We start from the raw sequence: 16938 nt of genomic DNA on the forward strand, positions 1-16938 counted from the left end.
GCCTCCTTTCGCTTGCTCTCAGAATATAGCGCCCTACGTTACGTTTCGTCAACACATGGCCGGCGTTTGGTTTCGTATTCGAAACCCTGCGGACCCTGCGCCAGCGTTCGCGGCCGCACGTATAATCGCGGGCAGGAAGGGACCCGGCATGCGCGTCGCGTTGTTCGCCACCTGCTTGCTCGACCAGTTCTTCGCCGAGGCCGGGGTGGCCACGGTGCGCCTCTTGAGGGCGCTGGGTGTGGACGTGGACGTTCCCCGGGGCCAGACCTGCTGCGGGCAGCCGGCCTTCAACGCCGGTCATTGGGAGGAGGCCCGGAAGATGGCCCTGCACACCATCTCGGTCCTCGAGGGCTACGACTACGTCGTCCTTCCCTCCGGCTCCTGCGGCTCGATGATCAAGGTGCACTACCCGGAGCTCTTTTCGGCCAACGGCCCGGCCTGCACCCGCGCCACCCGCCTCGCCGAGCGCACCTACGAGCTCAGCCAGTTCCTGGTCCATGTCCTCGGGGTCGACTCGCTGGGATCGGGCCTCAAGGGGCGGCGGCTGGCCTACCATCACGGCTGCCACGCGCTGCGGGAGCTCGGGGTCCGGGAGGAGCCCGAACGCCTTTTGAAAAACGCCGGGGCCGAGCTCGTCCCCTGGGAGGCCGACCGGGAGTGCTGCGGCTTCGGCGGGGTCTTCTCGGTGAAGCTACCGGTGGTCAGCGTGGCCATGGCCGACCGCAAGCTGAACACCCTTTCCGGGGCTCCGGAGGCGGTCGTCTCCACCGACGCGGGCTGCCTCTTGCACCTCGCTGGCCGGGCGGCGCGGCGGGGAGCGCGCGTCGCCTTCCGTCACCTCGCGGAGCTCCTGTGGGAGGCCCGGAGTGCGGCCTAAGGACTACCCCAGGGCCGCGGCCAGGCTCATCCGTGAGCATCCGGAGACCCGGGCGGCGGTCTACCGCGCCACGCTGCACTTCGACGCCGCCCGCCAGCGGGCCTACGCCGAGGTGCCGATCGAGGCCTGGCGGACCTATGCTGCGGCGGTCAAGGATCACGTCCTGAGCCGCCTCGATCGCTACCTCGAGGCCGCGGAGAAGGCGCTTTCGAAGAACGGCGTCCAGGTGCTCTGGGCGGAGGGCCCGGAGGACGCCGCCCGCCACCTGGAGGCGATCGTGCGTCGCCACGGGGTGCGGCGCGCGGTCAAGGCCAAGAGCATGCTCAGCGAAGAGCTCGGGGTCAACGCCGCGCTCGAGGCCCTGGGCGTCGAGGTCTACGAGACCGACCTCGGGGAGTTCATCATCCAGCTGGCGAACGAACCCCCCTCGCACATCGTGGGCCCGGCGATTCACAAGGACCTCGCGGCGATCCGCGCGCTCTTCCACCAGCGCCTCGGCACCCCCCTCGACGCCTCCCCGGAGGCCCTCGCCGCCGCCGCCCGGCGTTTTCTGCGGGAGAAGTTCCTGACCGCCGAGCTCGGAATCTCGGGCGCCAACTTCCTGGTCGCGGAGACCGGCACCCTGGCGCTGGTCGAGAACGAGGGCAACATCCGCCTCACCACCAGCCTCCCCCGGGTGCACGTGGCCTTCGTCGGCATCGAGAAGCTCCTGCCCCGCCACGCGGACCTCGCGATCTTCTTGCAGCTCGTGGCCCGGGCCGCGACCGGGCAGCCGATCGGCACCTTCGTCAGCCTGATCGACGGCCCCGCCCGGCCCGCCGACCCCGACGGCCCCGAGGCCCTCTACGTGGTCTTCGTGGACAACGGCCGGAGCGCGGCGCTGGCCGAGGAGGCGCCGCGCCGGGTCCTTCGCTGCATCCGCTGCGGGGCCTGCCTGAATGCCTGCCCGGTCTACCGCCAGACCGGTGGCCATCCCTACGGCTTCGTCTACTCGGGTCCCATCGGGGAGATCCTCAGCCCGGTGCTCTTGGGGCTCGAGGAGGCCCAACCGCTGCCCTTCGCGAGCACCCTCTGCGGGGCCTGCGTCGAAGCCTGCCCGGTGCAGATCCCGATCACCGAGCTCTTGCTCCACTGGCGCAGGGAGGCGGACCTTTCGGGCCTCAGCCCGTCCTACGAGCGGGGTCTTGTTCGCAGCTACGCGGAGGTGATGACCCGGCCCGCGCTCTACCGCCTGGCCTCCCGGGTCTTGCGGGCGACCCCCAAGGTGCTGGACAACGAGGTCCTCCCCGTCGTGCGGGCCTGGACCCGCCTCAGGGCAGGGCTCAAGCCAAGCCCCAAGCCCTTCCACCAGCGCTGGGAGGAGATCAAGGATGAGCGCTAAGGATCGCATCCTGGCCCGGGTTCGCCGGGCCCTGCATGGGGTTGCCGAAGCCCGGTTGCCCGAGCCGCCCGTCGGTGAGGTCGCCGATCCCCTCGAGCGCTTCGCGCAGCGCCTTTCGGCCGCCGGGGCCCAGCTGATCGAGGTCGGGAATCTGGCCGAGGCGCGGGCCTGGCTCGCCGAGCGCCTCGCGGATCACCCACGCGTCTGGTGCAGCCCCCTCCTGCCCGAAGCCCTGGGGTGCGCGGGCGGCGCCGCGCCCGAGGCCGCCGAGGCCGCGGTCTCGCTGGCCCTCGCCGGGGCTGCCGAGACCGGGACGCTGTTGCTTCCCGCCAGCGAGGGGCGGCGGGGGCAGCTGCTCGCCCCGACCCACGTCGTCGTGCTTGAGGCCGGCCGGCTCTTTCCCACGTTGCACGAGGCCCTTCGCGCCGTCAAGGCCTCGGGTGAGGCCGCGATCGGGTTGCACTCGGGCCCGAGCAAGTCCGCGGACATCGGCCAGATCATGGTCAAGGGGGTCCACGGTCCGGGCGTGCTTTGGGTGCTCTTGGTGGGCGACGCGGGTCAAGGCTGAAGGGGGGACCGGTCCCTGAGCGCGTACAATGCCGGCATGCGCGCGATCGTCACCGGCGGTGCCGGGTTCATTGGCAGTCACATCGCGGAGGCCCTTTTAAAGGACGGCTACGAGGTCTTGATCCTCGACGACCTCTCGACCGGGCGCGAGGTCAACGTGCCCGAGGGGGCGGCCTTCATTCCCCTCGACATCCGGGACCGGAACGCAGTCGTCCAGGCCTTCGAGGACTTCAGGCCGGAGGTGGTCTCCCACCAGGCCGCTCAGGCCTCGGTCTCGGTCTCGGTGAGCCGGCCCCTCTACGACGCCGAGGTCAACGTCATCGGCGGGCTCAACGTCCTCGAGGCGGCCCGGGAGGTAGGGGTTTCGCACCTGATCTTCGCCTCCACCGGGGGGGCGATCTACGGCGAGGTGCCGGAGGGACAGCGGGCCAGCGAAGCCTGGCCGGCCCGGCCCAAAAGCCCCTACGCCGCGAGCAAGGCGGGGTTCGAGTTCTACCTCGAGGCCTACCGGCAAAACCATGGTCTGGCCTACACCGCGCTGCGCTACGGCAACGTCTACGGCCCGCGGCAAAACCCCCATGGCGAGGCTGGGGTGGTGGCGATCTTCGCGACCCGGCTCTTGAAGGGGGAGCCGGTGGTCCTCTTCGCCCGGCAGGAACCCGGGGACCCCGGCGGTGTTCGCGACTACGTCCACGTCCAGGACGTGGTGGCGGCGCACCAGCTGGCCCTCAAGAAGGGGTTGACCGGCGTCTACAACGTGGGCACCGGGGAGGGCCACACCACCGAGGAGGTGCTGCGCACCCTGGCCGCTGCCCTGGGGGTGGAGCCAGAGGTGCGCTTCGCCCCGCCGCGACCGGGGGACCTCGAGGTCAGCGTCCTCGACCCGACCAAGCTCATGGCCGAGGGCTGGCGGGTAAGCCTGCCCTTCGAGGAAGGCCTCGCCGAGACCGCCGCGGCGTTTCGCGAGGCGATGCGCGCCGGCGCCCTCTAATCCTCGAGAAGCTCCACGAACCAGCGCAGCAGCTGGCTGGCCTCCGGGCTCGGGCGCAGCCGGGCCCGGATCGCCTCTTCGCTTAGCCCCGGGGTGTAAACGTGGGCGTAGCGGCGAAAGCGCTCGAAGGTGTCCTCTTCGGTCAGCTCGGGGTGGAACTGGGTGGCCCAGATCGGTTTTTCCGGAACCCGGAAGGCCTGGTAGGGGGCGCGTTCGGAGAAGGCGAGGTGGATTACCCCTTCGGGCAGGCGGCGGGCCCGGTCCTTGTGCCCGGCTTGCACCCAAAAGCAGGGCGGGAGCCGGCCAAAGAGCGGATCCACCTTGCCTTCCTCGGTCAAGCAGACCCAGGCCGCCCCAACCTCGGCGTTGGCCTCGTCGCGGATGACCTCGCCCCCGAGCGCGGCGACCAGGAGGTGGAAGCCAAAGCAGGAGGCGAAGGTGGGAAAGCTTCGGGCAACGACCTCGGCGAGGAAGCCAAGGGTTTCTCGGAGATGGGGGAGGTTGCCCTTGGAGACGTCGTATTCCCCCGAGCCGCCGATGAGCAGTGCGGAAACCCCCGAGAGGTCCGCCCAGTTCGGGGCCCGCTCGAGCAGGTCGAAGGGGACGATCGCGGACGCGGGAACCCCCATCCGGGCCGCGAACTGGCGGGGTTCCTCAAGGCGGATGGGGTCGCCCGGATTGCGGGCCTGGAGCAGGAGAAAACGCACGGCCATCAACATACAAGCAAAACCGGCCCCCGAAAAGGGGCCGTCCTGGTGGCGGTGGGCGGACTCGAACCGCCGACTCCGCGATTATGAGTCGCGTGCTCTAACCAGCTGAGCTACACCGCCCCGCGGTGTGCCGCCCCCTATCCTAGCGGGGGCTCGGGGCAGCGTCAATATGCGCCTTTGGCTTAACCAACTTGACAAAAACAAACCGCGAAGGGTATCGTCATCTCTGGAAAGAAACCTCTAGGAGGTGGTTGTATGAAGAAAGGCAAGTGGTTGTTGGCAGCGCTCTTTGCCCTCGCCCTGGCGAGCGGCGCCATGGCGGAGAAGGTGTTCATCACGATCGGCTCCGGCTCGGTGACCGGTGTCTACTACCCGGTGGCCTCCGGCATCGCCAAGATGATCAACACCTACCTGTCCAAGGAGGGCATCCGGGCCAACGCGCGTTCCACCGGTGGCTCGGCCTTCAACGTCAAGGCGATCGATCAGGGGCAGCTCCAGGCGGCCCTGGCCCAGAACGACGTGATCTACTTCGCTTACAACGGCCTGACCGAGACCTTCAAGGGCCGTCCGGTGAAGAGCATCCGCGGCGTCGCCGCGCTCTACCCGGAGTTCACCCACATCCTCGCCCGCCCCGGCTCGGGGATCAAGTCGATCTATGACCTCAAGGGCAAGAAGGTCTACGTCGGCGACATCGGCTCCGGCGTGGAGCAGACCACGAAGCGGATCTTCGAGGCCGCGGGCATGAGCTTCGACGACCTCGCCCAGGCGGTGCATGGCAAGGCCGGCCAGGCGGTCGAGCTCCTGCAGGACGGCAAGATCGACGCCCTCTTCTACGTCGCGGGTCTGGGCTCGGCGGCGATGCAGCAGGCCACCGAGATCGCTGATGCCTACTTCGTGCCCCTCCCCCTCGAGGTCATCCGGAAGCTGATCGACAAGTACCCCTACTACACCCAGGTCATCATCCCCGCCAACAGCTACAAGGGCCAGGACGTCTCCGTCCCCACCGTGGGCGTGAAGGCGACCTTCATCGTGCACAAGGACCTGCCCGCGGACGCGGTCTACAAGATCGCCAAGCTCCTCTTCGTGGACAAGGTCGACGAGTTCAAGAAGATCCACCCCTCGCTCTCGACCTTCTTCGACGTGAAGAAGGCCCTGGACGGGATGACCATCCCGCTCCACCCGGGCGCGGCGAAGCTCTACAAGGAGCTCGGGATCGAGATCCCGGCCATCGCCCAGCCCGAGTAAACGCAGTGCCAGGCGCGCACGGGGGCCTTCTGGCCCCCGTGCCCTTTGTTTAAAATGGGGTGGATTTTTTGAGGCGTCCCGAATAGGAGGATCCATGCCCGAGGATATGAAGCCCACGAACGTCCCGGATATCGACGCCGAGAAGCTGATGGAGGAGGTAGAGTACGGGGCGCGTAACCCGCGGCCCTGGCAAAAGCGGCTGATCTTTCTGGTCGCGGTCGTCTGGTCCCTCTTCCAGCTCTATGCCTCCTGGATCGGCAAGATCGACCCCCTGGTGCTTCGCGCGGTACACCTGGCCTTTGCCTTCGCCATCGCCTTTCTCGCCTATCCTTCGAAGAATGCCCGGCGGGACGTCTGGCTGTTTTTGATCGGCGTGGCCTACGCCGCCTACTGGGGGGTCGGCAAGCAGCTCAACCTTGGGGTCGTTCACTTCGCCGGCTACGACGTCAGCCTCACGCTGGTGCTTTTCCTGGCCGTGGCCATCGCCCTCGGCGTGGTGCTCACCCGCCGCACGTCCCCCAAGGGACCGGAGCGCTACATCCCCTGGTACGACTGGGCGCTCTTGATCGCCGGCCTGCTCGGCACCCTGGCGATCCCGGTGTTTTTGGAGCAGATCATCGTCTACCAAGGCGGGGTGCCGACAACCCGCGACCTGGTGCTGGGCACCCTGACCCTCTTCGTGCTCACCATCGCCGGGTTGCGCGTGGTGGGGCCGGCGCTGGTTGCGATCGCCTGGTTGATGATCCTCTACGCCGCCACCGGCCCCGCGGGCATCATCAAGATCGAGCTTCCCGACGTCCTCTACCTGCACAACGGCGCCACCTGGGACAACATCATCCAGCAGCTCTACCTCACCGATCAGGGCTTTTGGGGTGTGCCGCTCGGGGTCTCCGCGACCTTCGTCTACCTCTTCGTGCTCTTCGGTGCCCTGCTCGACAAGGCAGGGGCCGGCAAGTACCTGGTGGATCTGGCCTACGCCGGGCTGGGCTCGTTTCGCGGGGGCCCGGCCAAGGCCGCGGTGATTGCGTCGATGCTCACCGGCATCATCTCCGGTTCGTCGATCGCCAACGTGGTGACCACCGGCACCTTTACGATTCCGCTGATGAAGCGGGTCGGGTACCCCCCGGAGAAGGCCGGGGCCACCGAGGTGGCGTCCTCGGTGAACGGTCAGCTCATGCCGCCGGTGATGGGGGCCGCGGCCTTCATCATGGCCGACTTCTTGCAGATCGCCTATTCGAAGTTGATCATCTACGCCCTGCTGCCGGCGGTGCTGACCTATTTCGGGCTCTTCTTGGTGGTCCACCTCGAAGCCATCAAGCTGGGGCTCAAGGGCCTGCCCAAGAGCGAGCTGCCGCCCTTCAAGGACACCCTTCTTTCCGGTTTGCACTACCTGATGCCCATCGTCTGGCTCCTCTATGAGCTGGTGGTGTTGCAGCACACGCCGTCGCGCTCGGCGTTGAACGCGATGTTCTTGATGATGGCCCTGATGTTCTTCCAGTTCGCCTTCAAGAACCGCCTTCAGCTCCTTGTGGCGGCGACGCTGGTCTTCTTCGCCACCGCGTTCCTCTACCTCTTCGGGGTGCCCGGGTTGCAGCACACTCAGCTCGAGCTCTCCAAGGGGGTGTTCATCGACTTCGAGCACCTCGACGTGATGTACAGCTCCCTGCTCGCGCTCTTCGTCGGGGTGCTCTACGTGGGCGTGTTTCAAAAGCGCCTGGGGGTCCGGCTGGGGGAGGTCCTCAAGGCCTTCTTCATCGACGTGCTGGCCGGGCTCGAGTCCGCCGGGCGCAACATGAGCACGATCGCCGTGGCCACCGCCGCCGCGGGCATCATCGTGGGCATGGTGGCGATCACCAACGTCGGCTACGGCCTGACCCAGATCGTCGAGGCGATCTCCGGCGGCAACCTCCTGGTGGCCTTGCTGGTCACGATGTTGGCCTCGTTGCTCCTGGGGCTGGGTCTGCCCACGACCGCGAACTACATCGTGATGGCCGCGCTGGTCGCGCCGGTGCTGGAGTACATCGCCCAGAGCCACGGCCTCGACGTGCCCCTCGTCGCCATTCACCTCTTCGTCTTCTACTTCGGCATCCTCGCCGACGACACCCCGCCGGTGGGACTTGCGGCCTACGCCGCGGCGGCGATCGCCCGCGCCGATCCGGTGAAGACCGGCTTCCAGGGCTTCGCCTACGACATGCGCACCGCGCTCTTGCCCTACGTCTTCATCTTCTACCCGCAGCTCCTCTTGCTTGAGTTGGACAAGCCGGTGCACTTCTTCCAGACGATGGTCAGCCTGCCTCCCTTCCTCTCCGGCCTCCTGGTCGTGCTCACCGGGTTCGTGGGGATGGCGGCCTTCGTCATCGGCAACCAGGGCTACTTCCTGACCTACATGCGCGGGCTCTTGGGCTGGGCTGCCCGCCTGGCGATGATGGTCGCCGGCTACCTGCTCTTGACCCACAACCTGACCTTCGACCTGCTCGGGCTCTTGATCGTGGGCGTGGTCTTCCTCTGGCAGCTCTGGCTGCGGGGCCGCGAGGCCGCGGCGAGCACGGCGGGGGCCTAGCCCCCGCCCGCTACTCGATGGGGAGGGTCAACGGGACGGAGATCGGCTGTTCGGTGAAGGCTCGAAGCCGCTCGGAAAGCGTGGCCCTTGGCGAGAAGACCACCTTGACGTAGGCCTTCGTCCGGGCGGCGCCGATCGCCTGCCGCCAGGCCTCGAGGGGGTAGGGGGGGCTGACCATCGCCTCGGCCCCTTCGAGGGCTAAGAGGAGCCGCACCGCCTCCTTGAACTCCCAGGGGCTGTAGGTGTAGCTGCCGACCATGCTGAGCTCGCCGAACCAGTGCGGCGAAAAGTCGTGCCGCAGCTCGCCCGCCGCGCCGAGGAGCAAGACCTTGCCGCCTTCGTCCGTGCTCCAGACGGCGTCGTTAAGGCTGCTCTGGCTGCCCGCGGCGTCCACCACCGCCGGGTAGCCGCCGCGCCAGACGAGGGGTCCGATCGGCGGTTTGAAGGCCCGCGCGCGGGTGCCCCGTAGCGCCTCGTCCCGGTTGCGGTAGACCGCGCTGGCTCCGAGCTTCTCGGCCAGCTCGGCCTGGAGGTCGCGCCGGGCCAGCACCGCGATGCGCCCGTCGTGCCCCAGGGCACGCATCGCCGCCAGGGTGAGCAGGCCGAGGGTCCCTGCGCCGATGATCAGGACCGGGTCGGGCCAGCGCCAGCGATCCTGGAAGAAGGCCTTCCTGAGCCCCCGGAGGACGACCGCGAGGGGTTCGGCGAGCACCGCCCGGGCGTCGGGAACCGCGTCGGGGATGGGCACCAAGCGCTCCGGCCGGGCCCAGACCTGGGGGCCCCAGCCCCCGGGGAGCTCGCGGTGGTAGCCGAGCATGCCCGGGGCCAGGCGGCCGGCAGCAAGGTTCTCGCACAGGGGCTCCTCGCCCCGCTGGCAGGCGGGACAGGGGTCGAAGCCGCGGTCCCTGCAGGTGAGCAAGGGGTTGACCGCGACCCGGGTGCCGCCGTACTCGGCCAGGATCTCGTGACCGAGGACCGCGGGAAAGGAGAAAAAGGGCGCCAGGGAAGGGGAACTCTTGCCGAAGAGAAGGGCCAGGTCCGAGCCACAGACCCCCGAGAGGCGAACCCGGGCCATCACGAACCCCGGCGGGGGGTCCACCAGGGGCGCGGGCGCCAGGCGCAGGGGGACGAGGGCGGTGGGAAACCGCCTTCCTAGAGCTCGGGCCGCGAGGAAGCGGGGCAGGTTGGGGTGATAGACGAGGGCCTTCATCCCCCTAGCTCATCGGGACCTGGGGGATGAGCTTGCCGTCGATGCGCTCGAGGATGTCGTCGATCGATCGGCCGGTGATCGTCAGGCCGTGGTTTTTCAGGCCCACCACGGCCCGGCTGGGGTCCGGGGCCTCGCGGATCTTCTCCGCCACCGCCTCCGCCAGCTGGTAGGTGCCGCAGGGGTAGTTGAAGGGCGTCGAGGGCACGCCCTCCATCCAGGCGTGGACGTGGATGATCGCCCCCACCTCGGGGTGCTCGCGGTAGATCATCCAGTGCTCGATCGCGTCCACGCTGACCCGCCTGGGGGTGACGTTGGGGGGCACTTGCAGGACGATCGCGTTCTTTTCCGGGTCGTAGTCCTTGACCATCAGGACGTCGCGGCCGATCTCCTTGAGGTTGGACTTGTCCACCCCGGAGGCGCTCATCCAAAAGCGCGTCCGGTCCTTTCGCGCCGAGAGGTTGCCGTAGGAGAGCCCCCCGATGCCGTAGAGCCGCTTCACGTGGCGCAGGTCCTCGGGGGGGAGGATGGTCTCGATGGGGAAGGGGGCGGGCAGCAGGTCCCACTCGGCGAGCTTCTTCCCGGCCCGGTAGAGGGCCTCGGTCTGGTCGTCGCCCTGCCAGAGCTCGGGCTCCAGGGTGGGCTCGAAGATGTTGTCGATGACCAGGACGCTGCAGGCGATGGGGTTGATGCGCGCGTAGACCCGTTCATAAAAGTTGTCCCCCTCGGGCTCCATGTAGTGGCCGAGCTCGAGGGTGAGGAAGTGCGCCCCCTCGCCGGGGGTGTAGGCGATCATCATGTTGGAGAGCGCCCGCACCAGGTAGGGGTAGAGGGCTTTGATCGGCTCCTTTGGCATCTCGGGCAGCTCCATGACGCTGACCACGAAGGTCCCCTTGGCGCGGCGCCGGTAGGGTTTCGGGGCCTCGGGGCGGATGAAGTTGAGGACCAGGCGGGGCGCCTCGGCCTCGGGATCGAAGCGGTAGCCATTGGCCAGGAAGACGGCCTTCAACCCCTCGGCGAAGGGCTCGAGGTTGGGGGACGGGATCCCGTGGTACTTGATCACGGCTTCGGTCTGTGGCTGCATTGGGGCCTCCTTGTTCTCTATTAGGATATAGCCCGGTGCGACCGTTTGGGGTTCGGATCACGGGAGGGCCGAGGGGGGCCCTGGCGGCGTTCTACCGCGGGCTGGGGTTCGCCGGCGAGGGGCCGTTCTTCGACCGCCTGGGGCAGGCCCTTCTCGTCGAGCCGGTGGCGGAGGGGGTGGGGGCCGAGCTGCTCTGGCCGGGGGAGCCCCGGGTCTTTTACGACCTCGAGGGCAACCTGCACCGCCGCCATCCACCCATCAGCGCCCGCGTTCGGGGCACCGCGCGCATCGTGGGCGTGCTCTACGGGGTCGTGGATCTGGTGGACTCGAGCGACTGGTACGCCGAGCGACTGGACCTGCCGCTGGTGTTCTACGACGAGGCCTCGGACTGGGCCGAGCTCGGGACCGAGGAAGGGCTCGGGGTGTTGCTCTCCTTTCTGCCCGGCGAGGAGCGGCGGGGGGTCTTGGTCCTCGACACCGAGGACGCCCGGGCCGAGGTCGCGCGGCTTTCCGACCTGGGCCAGACGCCCCTTTGGACCCGGTCGACCGGTTGGGGGAAGCTCGCCCTCTTCGCCGATCCCGCGGGAAACCCGGTCCTCTTCAGGGACCGTAGCGGTAGCGGTTGAGGTCCCTGAGGTGGCCGGCGAAGGTCTCGTTGAGGTAGAGCCGGCCCCGGGCGTGGAAGAAGTAGAGGTAGGGCTTGTTGCGCGGGGAGAGGCGCTTTGCGTGGAGCACCGCCTCGAGCGCGGCCGCACCGGGGTTGTTGATCGGCCCGGGGGGTAGGCCTGCGTAACGGTAGGTGTTGTAGGGGGAGTCCACCGCGAAGTCCCCGGCCCGCCGGTCGAGCTCGTCCATGTCCTTATCCAGCGCGTAGGCCACCGTGGGGTCGGACTGCAGCGGCATCCCGATCTCCAGGCGGTTCAAAAAGACCCCGGCGATCCAGGGCATCTCCGCCTCGTTCCCGGCCTCTGCCTGCACGATCGAGGCCAGGGTGACCCAGCCGTGAACCGAGAGGCCGAGCACCGAGAGGATCCGGGTGCGCTCGGGGGTAACCTCGCGGTCGAAGCGCGCCAGCATCACCCGGATCCAGTCCTCGGCGGTGGCGTCGAGGGGCATCGTGTAGGTGTCGGGGAAGAGGTAGCCCTCGAGGGTCGGGCCCTCGTCGTAGGGTGGCTTGAGGGCTTCCGGCGGGTTCAGCGCCAGCGCCAAAAAGCCCTCGCCGTCGAAGCCGTGGGCGCTGAGGCGACGGGCGTCATCCTTGGCCCGCCAGCCCTCGGGAAAGGTCAGGCGCACGGTCACCGGCCGGGCCTCGGTCAGGGCCTTGATCACCATCAGGGTCCCCTTGCCTTCGACGCGGAAGGTGCCGCTCTTGAGCTTTTGGGCGTCGCCGGTGAGCCGGGCCAAAAGGGCGAAGAGCGGCGCGAACCGGATGACCCCTTTTTCTTCTAAGCGCGCGCCCACCTCGCGGGCGCTTAGGCCCTTCTCGATGGTGACGATCGCTACCTGACCGGTGGGGCCGGCGAGGCGCTGCCAGGCGAACCCCGCGATCAGGGCCAGGACGAGACCGCTGAAGACGAGGAGCCAAAGCTTTGGCCAGCGCCTTCGGCGCGGCCGGGGTGGGGGCAGCGCCGGGCGCACCGGGTAGGGGAGTCCCTCAAGCGCCACGCGTCCGCTCCAGGTAGGACTCGAGGATCAGCACCGCGCTCGCTTCGTCGACCCGGCCCTTCTCGCGTCGCTTCTTCTTGGGGAGGTGGCGCAGGCGCTCGGCGGCGAGGCGGGTCGAAAAGCGTTCGTCCTCGTAGGCCACCTCGAAGCCCTGGGCCTTAAGCCGCGCCCCCAGCTGGCGCACCCGTCGGGCCTCCGGCCCCTCCTCGCCGGTGGTCCGCAGCGGCAGACCGAGGACCACCCGCTCGACCCCCTCGCGGCGTAAGAACTCGAGCAGCGCGGGCCAGTCGTCGGCACGGAGGTGCCCCCGGCCGAAGGCGAAGGGACGGCCGGTCTCCGCGACCGCGAGGCCGATGCGCGCCTCACCCACGTCGAGCCCCGCAAGCTTCACGCCAGGCATCCTACCAATCTGAACCGGTCCGGCGCGTGGCGTGACCTACACTGAGATCGTGCTCAGCGGGTCGCTCAGGGACATGCCCTTCCTCGACCTGCTCCTGATCGTGGCCGATAAGACCGGGATGCTCGAGGTCTTCGGCCTGCGCTGGGGCGGCCCGTTTACCCTCTACTTCAAGCGGGGAGCGCTGCGCTGCGTTCGCGGGCCCGGTGGGTTCTTGGAGGCGGGCGAGGCCAAGCGCGTCCTGAAGCGGCTTGCGGAAAGCAACGCGGGGGGCTTCGAGTTCGCCCCCCGCTGGTTCAAGACCCCCTGCCAGCGCCCCTTCGCCTGGCCCGCCGCCCGGATGCGCCAGGCGATGGAGGCCTGGCTAACCCGCGAGTTCCTCGGCGAGCGCTCGGAACGCTTTTTCTAGGTCGAACCCGCCGCCCTGGGCCAGCGCCGCCTTGCCCCCGCCGCGACCGCCGCTTTTTTCGGCCAGCGCCCGCATCAGCGTGCCCGCGTGCAGGCCCTTCTCCTGGGCCCTCGGGTGCACCTTGAGGACCAAAAGGCCCTCGTTGCCCACCGCGACCAGGTCGGCGTCGGTCTTTTGCATCAGGGCGTCGGCGGCCTGACGCAGCCCGGCCATGTCCAGCCCCTTGAGCTCGGTGGCGACGTAGCGCCATTCACCGGCGGTCTTCGGGGCGACCTCGCCGGGCCCGCCGAGCTGAGCCTGGGCCAGGGCCTGCTTGAGGCGCTCGATCTCGCGGGCTTTGGCCTTGAGCTCCTCCTCGAGCTTCTCCACCCGGGCCTCGATCGCCTCCGCCGGCGCCCCGAGGCGGGCGGCGAGGTCCAGGACGCGGTGGTAGAGCCCCCGGGCAAACCGCACCGCGGCCTCGCCGGCGAGGGCCTCGATGCGTCGCACCCCGGCGGAGACGCCCTCCTCGCTCTTGATCACGAAGTAGCCGATCTCCCCGGTGCGGCGCACGTGGCAGCCGCCGCAGAGCTCCAGAGAGCGCACCTCGCCGGCCACGATCCCCGCGCTGGGGGCCGGCCCCTCGACTCGGACCACGCGCACCACGTCCCCGTACTTCTCCCCAAAGAGCGCCATCGCGCCGGCCTTCTTCGCTTCCTCCAGGGGCATCAGCTCCCAGGAGACCGGGAAGTCGGCCTGGATCCAGCGGTTGACCAAGAGCTCGATCTTCTCGATCTCCTCCCGGGTCAGGGGCTCGGGGTGGGTGAAGTCGAAGCGCAGCCGGTCCGGAGCCACCAGGCTGCCCGCCTGGCGCGCGTGGGGTCCGAGCACCGCCCGCAGCGCCGCATGGAGCAGGTGGGTGGCGGTGTGATGGCGCTCGGTTTCGCGCCGGCGCGGGTCCACCTTGGCCCGCACCCGCTGGCCGACGGCGAGCACCCCTTCCTCGACCTCGACGTGGTGCAGGTGGATGCCCTGGGGGCTCTTGGTGGTGGTCTCCACCCGTGCCCGGCCGCCGGGCCACTCGAGCACCCCGAAGTCCCCGATCTGGCCGCCTCCCTCGGCGTAGAAGGGGGTCTTGGAGAGGACCACCTTGGCCTTTTCTCCGGCCTGGAGGGCCTGGATCGCCTCCTCTCCCTGGAGGATGAGCAGCACCTTGCCCTCGTCCTCGAGGGTGACGTAGCCGGTGAACTCGGGCAGCCCGTGGCGCTCGAGCAGCTCGTCCAGGGCCTCGGCGGTCTTGGCAAAGATCTCGTCGCTGAAGGCCGCGGCCTCCCGGGCCCGGCGCTGCTGGGCCTCCATCGCCCGCTTGAAGCCCTCCTCATCGACCCGGATGCCCCGTTCGGCGGCGATCTCCAGCGTGAGGTCGAAGGGGAAGCCGTAGGTGTCGTAGAGCTTGAAGGCCTCCTCCCCGGAGAGCACCGCCCCCTCCGGGAGCTCGGCGAGGATCGCCTCCAGGCGCTTGAGCCCGGCCTCCAGGGTGGTGAGGAAGCGCTCTTCCTCGACGCGGATCGCCTTCTCGATCGCGGGGAGGCTCTCCCGCATCTCCGGGTAGGTGTCCCCGAGCAGCTCGGCGACCAGCGGGGCCAGGCGGTACATGAAGGGCTCCTTCAAGCCGAGCAGGTAGCCGTGGCGCGAGGCCCGGCGCAAGAGGCGGCGGATCACGTAGCCCCGCCCGGTGTTGGAGAAGACCGCGCCGTCGGCGAGGGCAGCGACCACCGCGCGAATGTGGTCGGCGATGACCCGGTGGCTGACCGAGCTCGCCCCGGCGTAGGGGACCCCCGACCAGGCCGCGACCTGATCGATGAGGGGCTTGAAGGTGTCGGTGCTGTAGAAGTCCTCGACGTCTTGAAGGATCGCGGCGATGCGGTAGAGCCCCATGCCGGTGTCGATGTTCTTTTGCGGCAAGGGCTCAAGAAGGCCCTTTCCGGGGATGGGTCCGGAGCGGTTGAACTGGGTGAAGACCAGGTTCCAGATCTCCACGAAGCGGTCCCCAGAGCCGGTGTTGGGGCCGGTCTCGTCCGGGGTGCCGAACGCGGGGCCGCGGTCGTAGAAGATCTCGCTCGAGGGCCCGCAGGGGCCGTTCGGCCCCTCGGTGATCGCGTTCGCCGGCCAGAAGTTCTCGTCTTCCCCAAAGCGCTGGATGCGCGCTTCGGGCACCCCCACCACGTCGCGCCAGATCGCGTAGGCCTCGTCGTCGTCCAGATACACGGTGACCCAGAGCCGCTCCGGGTCGAGCCCCAGCCAGCGCTCGTCGGTCAAGAACTCCCAGGCCCAGGTGATGGCTTCTTTCTTGAAGTAATCACCGAAGGAGAAGTTGCCGAGCATCTCGAAGTAGGTGTTGTGCCGCGCGGTACGCCCGACGTTCTCGATGTCCCCCACGCGCAGGCACTCCTGACAGGTGGCCACGCGGCGGTGTTCGCCCTCATGCCCCGGGAAGACCGGCTTGGCCCCCAAGAAGTAGGGCTTGAGCGGGGCCATGCCCGCGCTGGTGAAGAGCAGGCTGGGGTCGTCTTCGGGAATCAGGCTGAACGAGGGCAGGACCAGGTGGCCCTTTTCCCGGAAAAAGTCGAGAAACTTTTGGCGAATCTCCGCGGTGGTCATCGAGGGGATTATAGCCGTTCGAGGCCCTTTTCTCACCGCGACGCGTGCTAGGTTTGGAGGCGTGGAACTCCTGCACCTCATCGCTCGCAACCTCACCGCCCGGCCGGTGCGCAGCATCCTCACCCTGCTCGGGGTGACCGTGGCCACCGCCTCGATGGTCCTCTTCCTCTCGTTCGGGGAGGGGCTGCGCAAGGCCCTGGCCGCGGAGATGACCAAGTTCGGGCCGGAGATCCGCTTGGTCGCCGAGGGGACCGGGACCTTCGGGGTGCCCAACCCCGAGCTCGACCCCGGCGTGCTCGAAATCCTGGCCGCGCATCAGGACGAGCTGGGGATCGCGCGCTTTTTCCCGGCGGTGGTGCTGATGCGGGGCTCGGGCTTCGATCCGGCGACGACCTTCCTCTTCTACGGCCTTCCCGAGGGCATTACCCCGAAGGACTTCGCCCCCAGCGTCAAGCCGGTCAAGGGGCGCCTCGATCCCCATCCGAACGGCGCGGTCGTCGGCCTGCAAAAGGCCAAGCTCAACAAGCTCGAGCTCGGCGACACGCTGCGGCTCTCCCGCAGCGTCAAGCTTTCCATCGTGGGGATCTTCGACGCCGGGGGCGGCTTGGTGGACTCCTTCGTCTTCGTGCCGCTCAAGGCGATGCAAACGGTCCTGAACACCCGCAACTACTCGGTGGTGCTCATCTACGTGCGCCCGGGCCACAAGGTCGACGAGGTGGCCCGCCGCATCGAGGCCCTGATCCCGGGGGTCGAGGTCCAGACCACCAGCGAGGCGATCAAGTACGCCGAGCGCGCGATCCGCATCGGGGACGTGATCCGCTTCGGGATCAGCCTGATTGCCCTGATCGTCGGCGGGCTCCTGGTCGCGAACACGGTGATGATGTCGGTCTACGAGCGGATTCGCGAGTTCGGGGTGATGCGCGCGATCGGGGCCAAGCGCCGCTTCATCTTTTCCCTGGTCCTTTTGGAGGCCTTGCTGCTCGCCCTTTCCGGGGGCGTTTTGGGGCTGATCGCCGGCTACGGCGGCTCGATCGTGGTCAACCTCTACACCACCGACGCGGTGGGGCTGGCGTTGAGCGCGGTGACGCCGCGGCTGATGCTGTTTTCGCTGATGATCGCCATCACGCTGGGCCTGGTCGCCGGGGCCATCCCCGCCCGGGTGGCGAGCCGCATCCCGGTGGTCGAGGCGTTGGGGAGGGTCTGAT

Annotated in this window: 15 protein-coding genes and 1 tRNA gene; 9 read left to right on the top strand and 7 right to left on the bottom strand. The window is 68.6% G+C overall.

Translation table 11 applies throughout. From position 1 onward, the window contains the following. Positions 1-148 precede the first annotated feature (148 nt). The 4 genes from ACZ48Y_RS00515 to ACZ48Y_RS00530 are packed head-to-tail and all read left to right on the top strand — an operon-like array spanning position 149 to position 3816. Positions 149-877, top strand: a complete 729-nt coding sequence (locus ACZ48Y_RS00515; protein WP_464741107.1) for a (Fe-S)-binding protein — start codon at positions 149-151, stop codon at positions 875-877. Further along, positions 867-2258: a LutB/LldF family L-lactate oxidation iron-sulfur protein gene (locus ACZ48Y_RS00520; protein ID WP_464741109.1), complete on the top strand. Its 1392-nt coding sequence runs from the start codon at positions 867-869 to the stop codon at positions 2256-2258. The genes ACZ48Y_RS00515 and ACZ48Y_RS00520 overlap by 11 nt, the downstream gene beginning before the upstream one ends. After that, positions 2248-2826, top strand: a complete 579-nt coding sequence (locus ACZ48Y_RS00525) for a LutC/YkgG family protein (protein WP_464741111.1) — start codon at positions 2248-2250, stop codon at positions 2824-2826. The genes ACZ48Y_RS00520 and ACZ48Y_RS00525 overlap by 11 nt, the downstream gene beginning before the upstream one ends. A gap of 36 nt (positions 2827-2862) precedes the next feature. Further along, positions 2863-3816, top strand: a complete 954-nt coding sequence (locus tag ACZ48Y_RS00530) for an NAD-dependent epimerase/dehydratase family protein (RefSeq protein ID WP_464741113.1) — start codon at positions 2863-2865, stop codon at positions 3814-3816. Here the strand turns inward: ACZ48Y_RS00530 and ACZ48Y_RS00535 are convergent. After that, the gene (locus ACZ48Y_RS00535) at positions 3813-4529 is read right to left on the bottom strand and encodes a type 1 glutamine amidotransferase (protein ID WP_464741115.1); all 717 of its coding nucleotides are present in this window, start codon (positions 4527-4529) and stop codon (positions 3813-3815) included. The genes ACZ48Y_RS00530 and ACZ48Y_RS00535 overlap by 4 nt on opposite strands. 40 nt (positions 4530-4569) lie before the next feature. Continuing rightward, positions 4570-4646 (bottom strand) — tRNA-Met (locus ACZ48Y_RS00540). Between the two features lie 135 nt (positions 4647-4781). Between ACZ48Y_RS00540 and ACZ48Y_RS00545 the strand changes: the two genes are divergently transcribed. Both ACZ48Y_RS00545 and ACZ48Y_RS00550 read left to right on the top strand, forming a co-directional pair. Continuing rightward, complete coding sequence (locus tag ACZ48Y_RS00545) at positions 4782-5771, top strand: TAXI family TRAP transporter solute-binding subunit (RefSeq protein ID WP_464741117.1); 990 nt, start codon at positions 4782-4784, stop codon at positions 5769-5771. Between the two features lie 106 nt (positions 5772-5877). Further along, positions 5878-8331: a TRAP transporter permease gene (locus ACZ48Y_RS00550; RefSeq protein WP_464741119.1), complete on the top strand. Its 2454-nt coding sequence runs from the start codon at positions 5878-5880 to the stop codon at positions 8329-8331. 10 nt (positions 8332-8341) lie between these two features. On the opposite strand, the gene ACZ48Y_RS00555 is transcribed toward ACZ48Y_RS00550, so the two are convergent. Both ACZ48Y_RS00555 and ACZ48Y_RS00560 read right to left on the bottom strand, forming a co-directional pair. Beyond that, complete coding sequence (locus ACZ48Y_RS00555; RefSeq protein WP_464741121.1) at positions 8342-9541, bottom strand: zinc-dependent alcohol dehydrogenase; 1200 nt, start codon at positions 9539-9541, stop codon at positions 8342-8344. 4 nt (positions 9542-9545) lie between these two features. After that, positions 9546-10622, bottom strand: coding sequence for a class II aldolase/adducin family protein (locus ACZ48Y_RS00560; RefSeq protein ID WP_464741123.1), 1077 nt, complete (start codon positions 10620-10622; stop codon positions 9546-9548). A 35-nt stretch (positions 10623-10657) separates the two neighbouring features. Here ACZ48Y_RS00560 and ACZ48Y_RS00565 point away from each other — a divergent pair, with 35 nt between their 5' ends. Beyond that, positions 10658-11248, top strand: coding sequence for a VOC family protein (locus tag ACZ48Y_RS00565; protein WP_464741125.1), 591 nt, complete (start codon positions 10658-10660; stop codon positions 11246-11248). Here the strand turns inward: ACZ48Y_RS00565 and mltG are convergent. Beyond that, complete coding sequence (gene mltG / locus ACZ48Y_RS00570; protein WP_464742916.1) at positions 11223-12179, bottom strand: endolytic transglycosylase MltG; 957 nt, start codon at positions 12177-12179, stop codon at positions 11223-11225. The genes ACZ48Y_RS00565 and mltG overlap by 26 nt on opposite strands. Positions 12180-12276: 97 nt before the next feature. Beyond that, positions 12277-12678: a Holliday junction resolvase RuvX gene (ruvX, locus tag ACZ48Y_RS00575; protein WP_464741127.1), complete on the bottom strand. Its 402-nt coding sequence runs from the start codon at positions 12676-12678 to the stop codon at positions 12277-12279. A gap of 40 nt (positions 12679-12718) precedes the next feature. Between ruvX and ACZ48Y_RS00580 the strand changes: the two genes are divergently transcribed. After that, positions 12719-13093 carry a DUF4388 domain-containing protein gene (locus ACZ48Y_RS00580; protein WP_464741129.1) on the top strand — a complete coding sequence of 125 codons (375 nt, stop codon included), beginning with the start codon at positions 12719-12721 and terminating at the stop codon, positions 13091-13093. Here the strand turns inward: ACZ48Y_RS00580 and alaS are convergent. Next, positions 13049-15733: an alanine--tRNA ligase gene (gene alaS / locus ACZ48Y_RS00585; RefSeq protein WP_464741131.1), complete on the bottom strand. Its 2685-nt coding sequence runs from the start codon at positions 15731-15733 to the stop codon at positions 13049-13051. The two genes, ACZ48Y_RS00580 and alaS, sit on opposite strands and share 45 nt — an antisense overlap. 61 nt (positions 15734-15794) lie before the next feature. Here alaS and ACZ48Y_RS00590 point away from each other — a divergent pair, with 61 nt between their 5' ends. Then, entirely contained in the window at positions 15795-16937 is a 1143-nt protein-coding gene (locus ACZ48Y_RS00590) for an ABC transporter permease (RefSeq protein WP_464741133.1), read from the top strand. The last annotated feature ends 1 nt before the right edge of the window (position 16938 follow it).

The organism is Rhabdothermus arcticus (genome assembly GCF_055382915.1).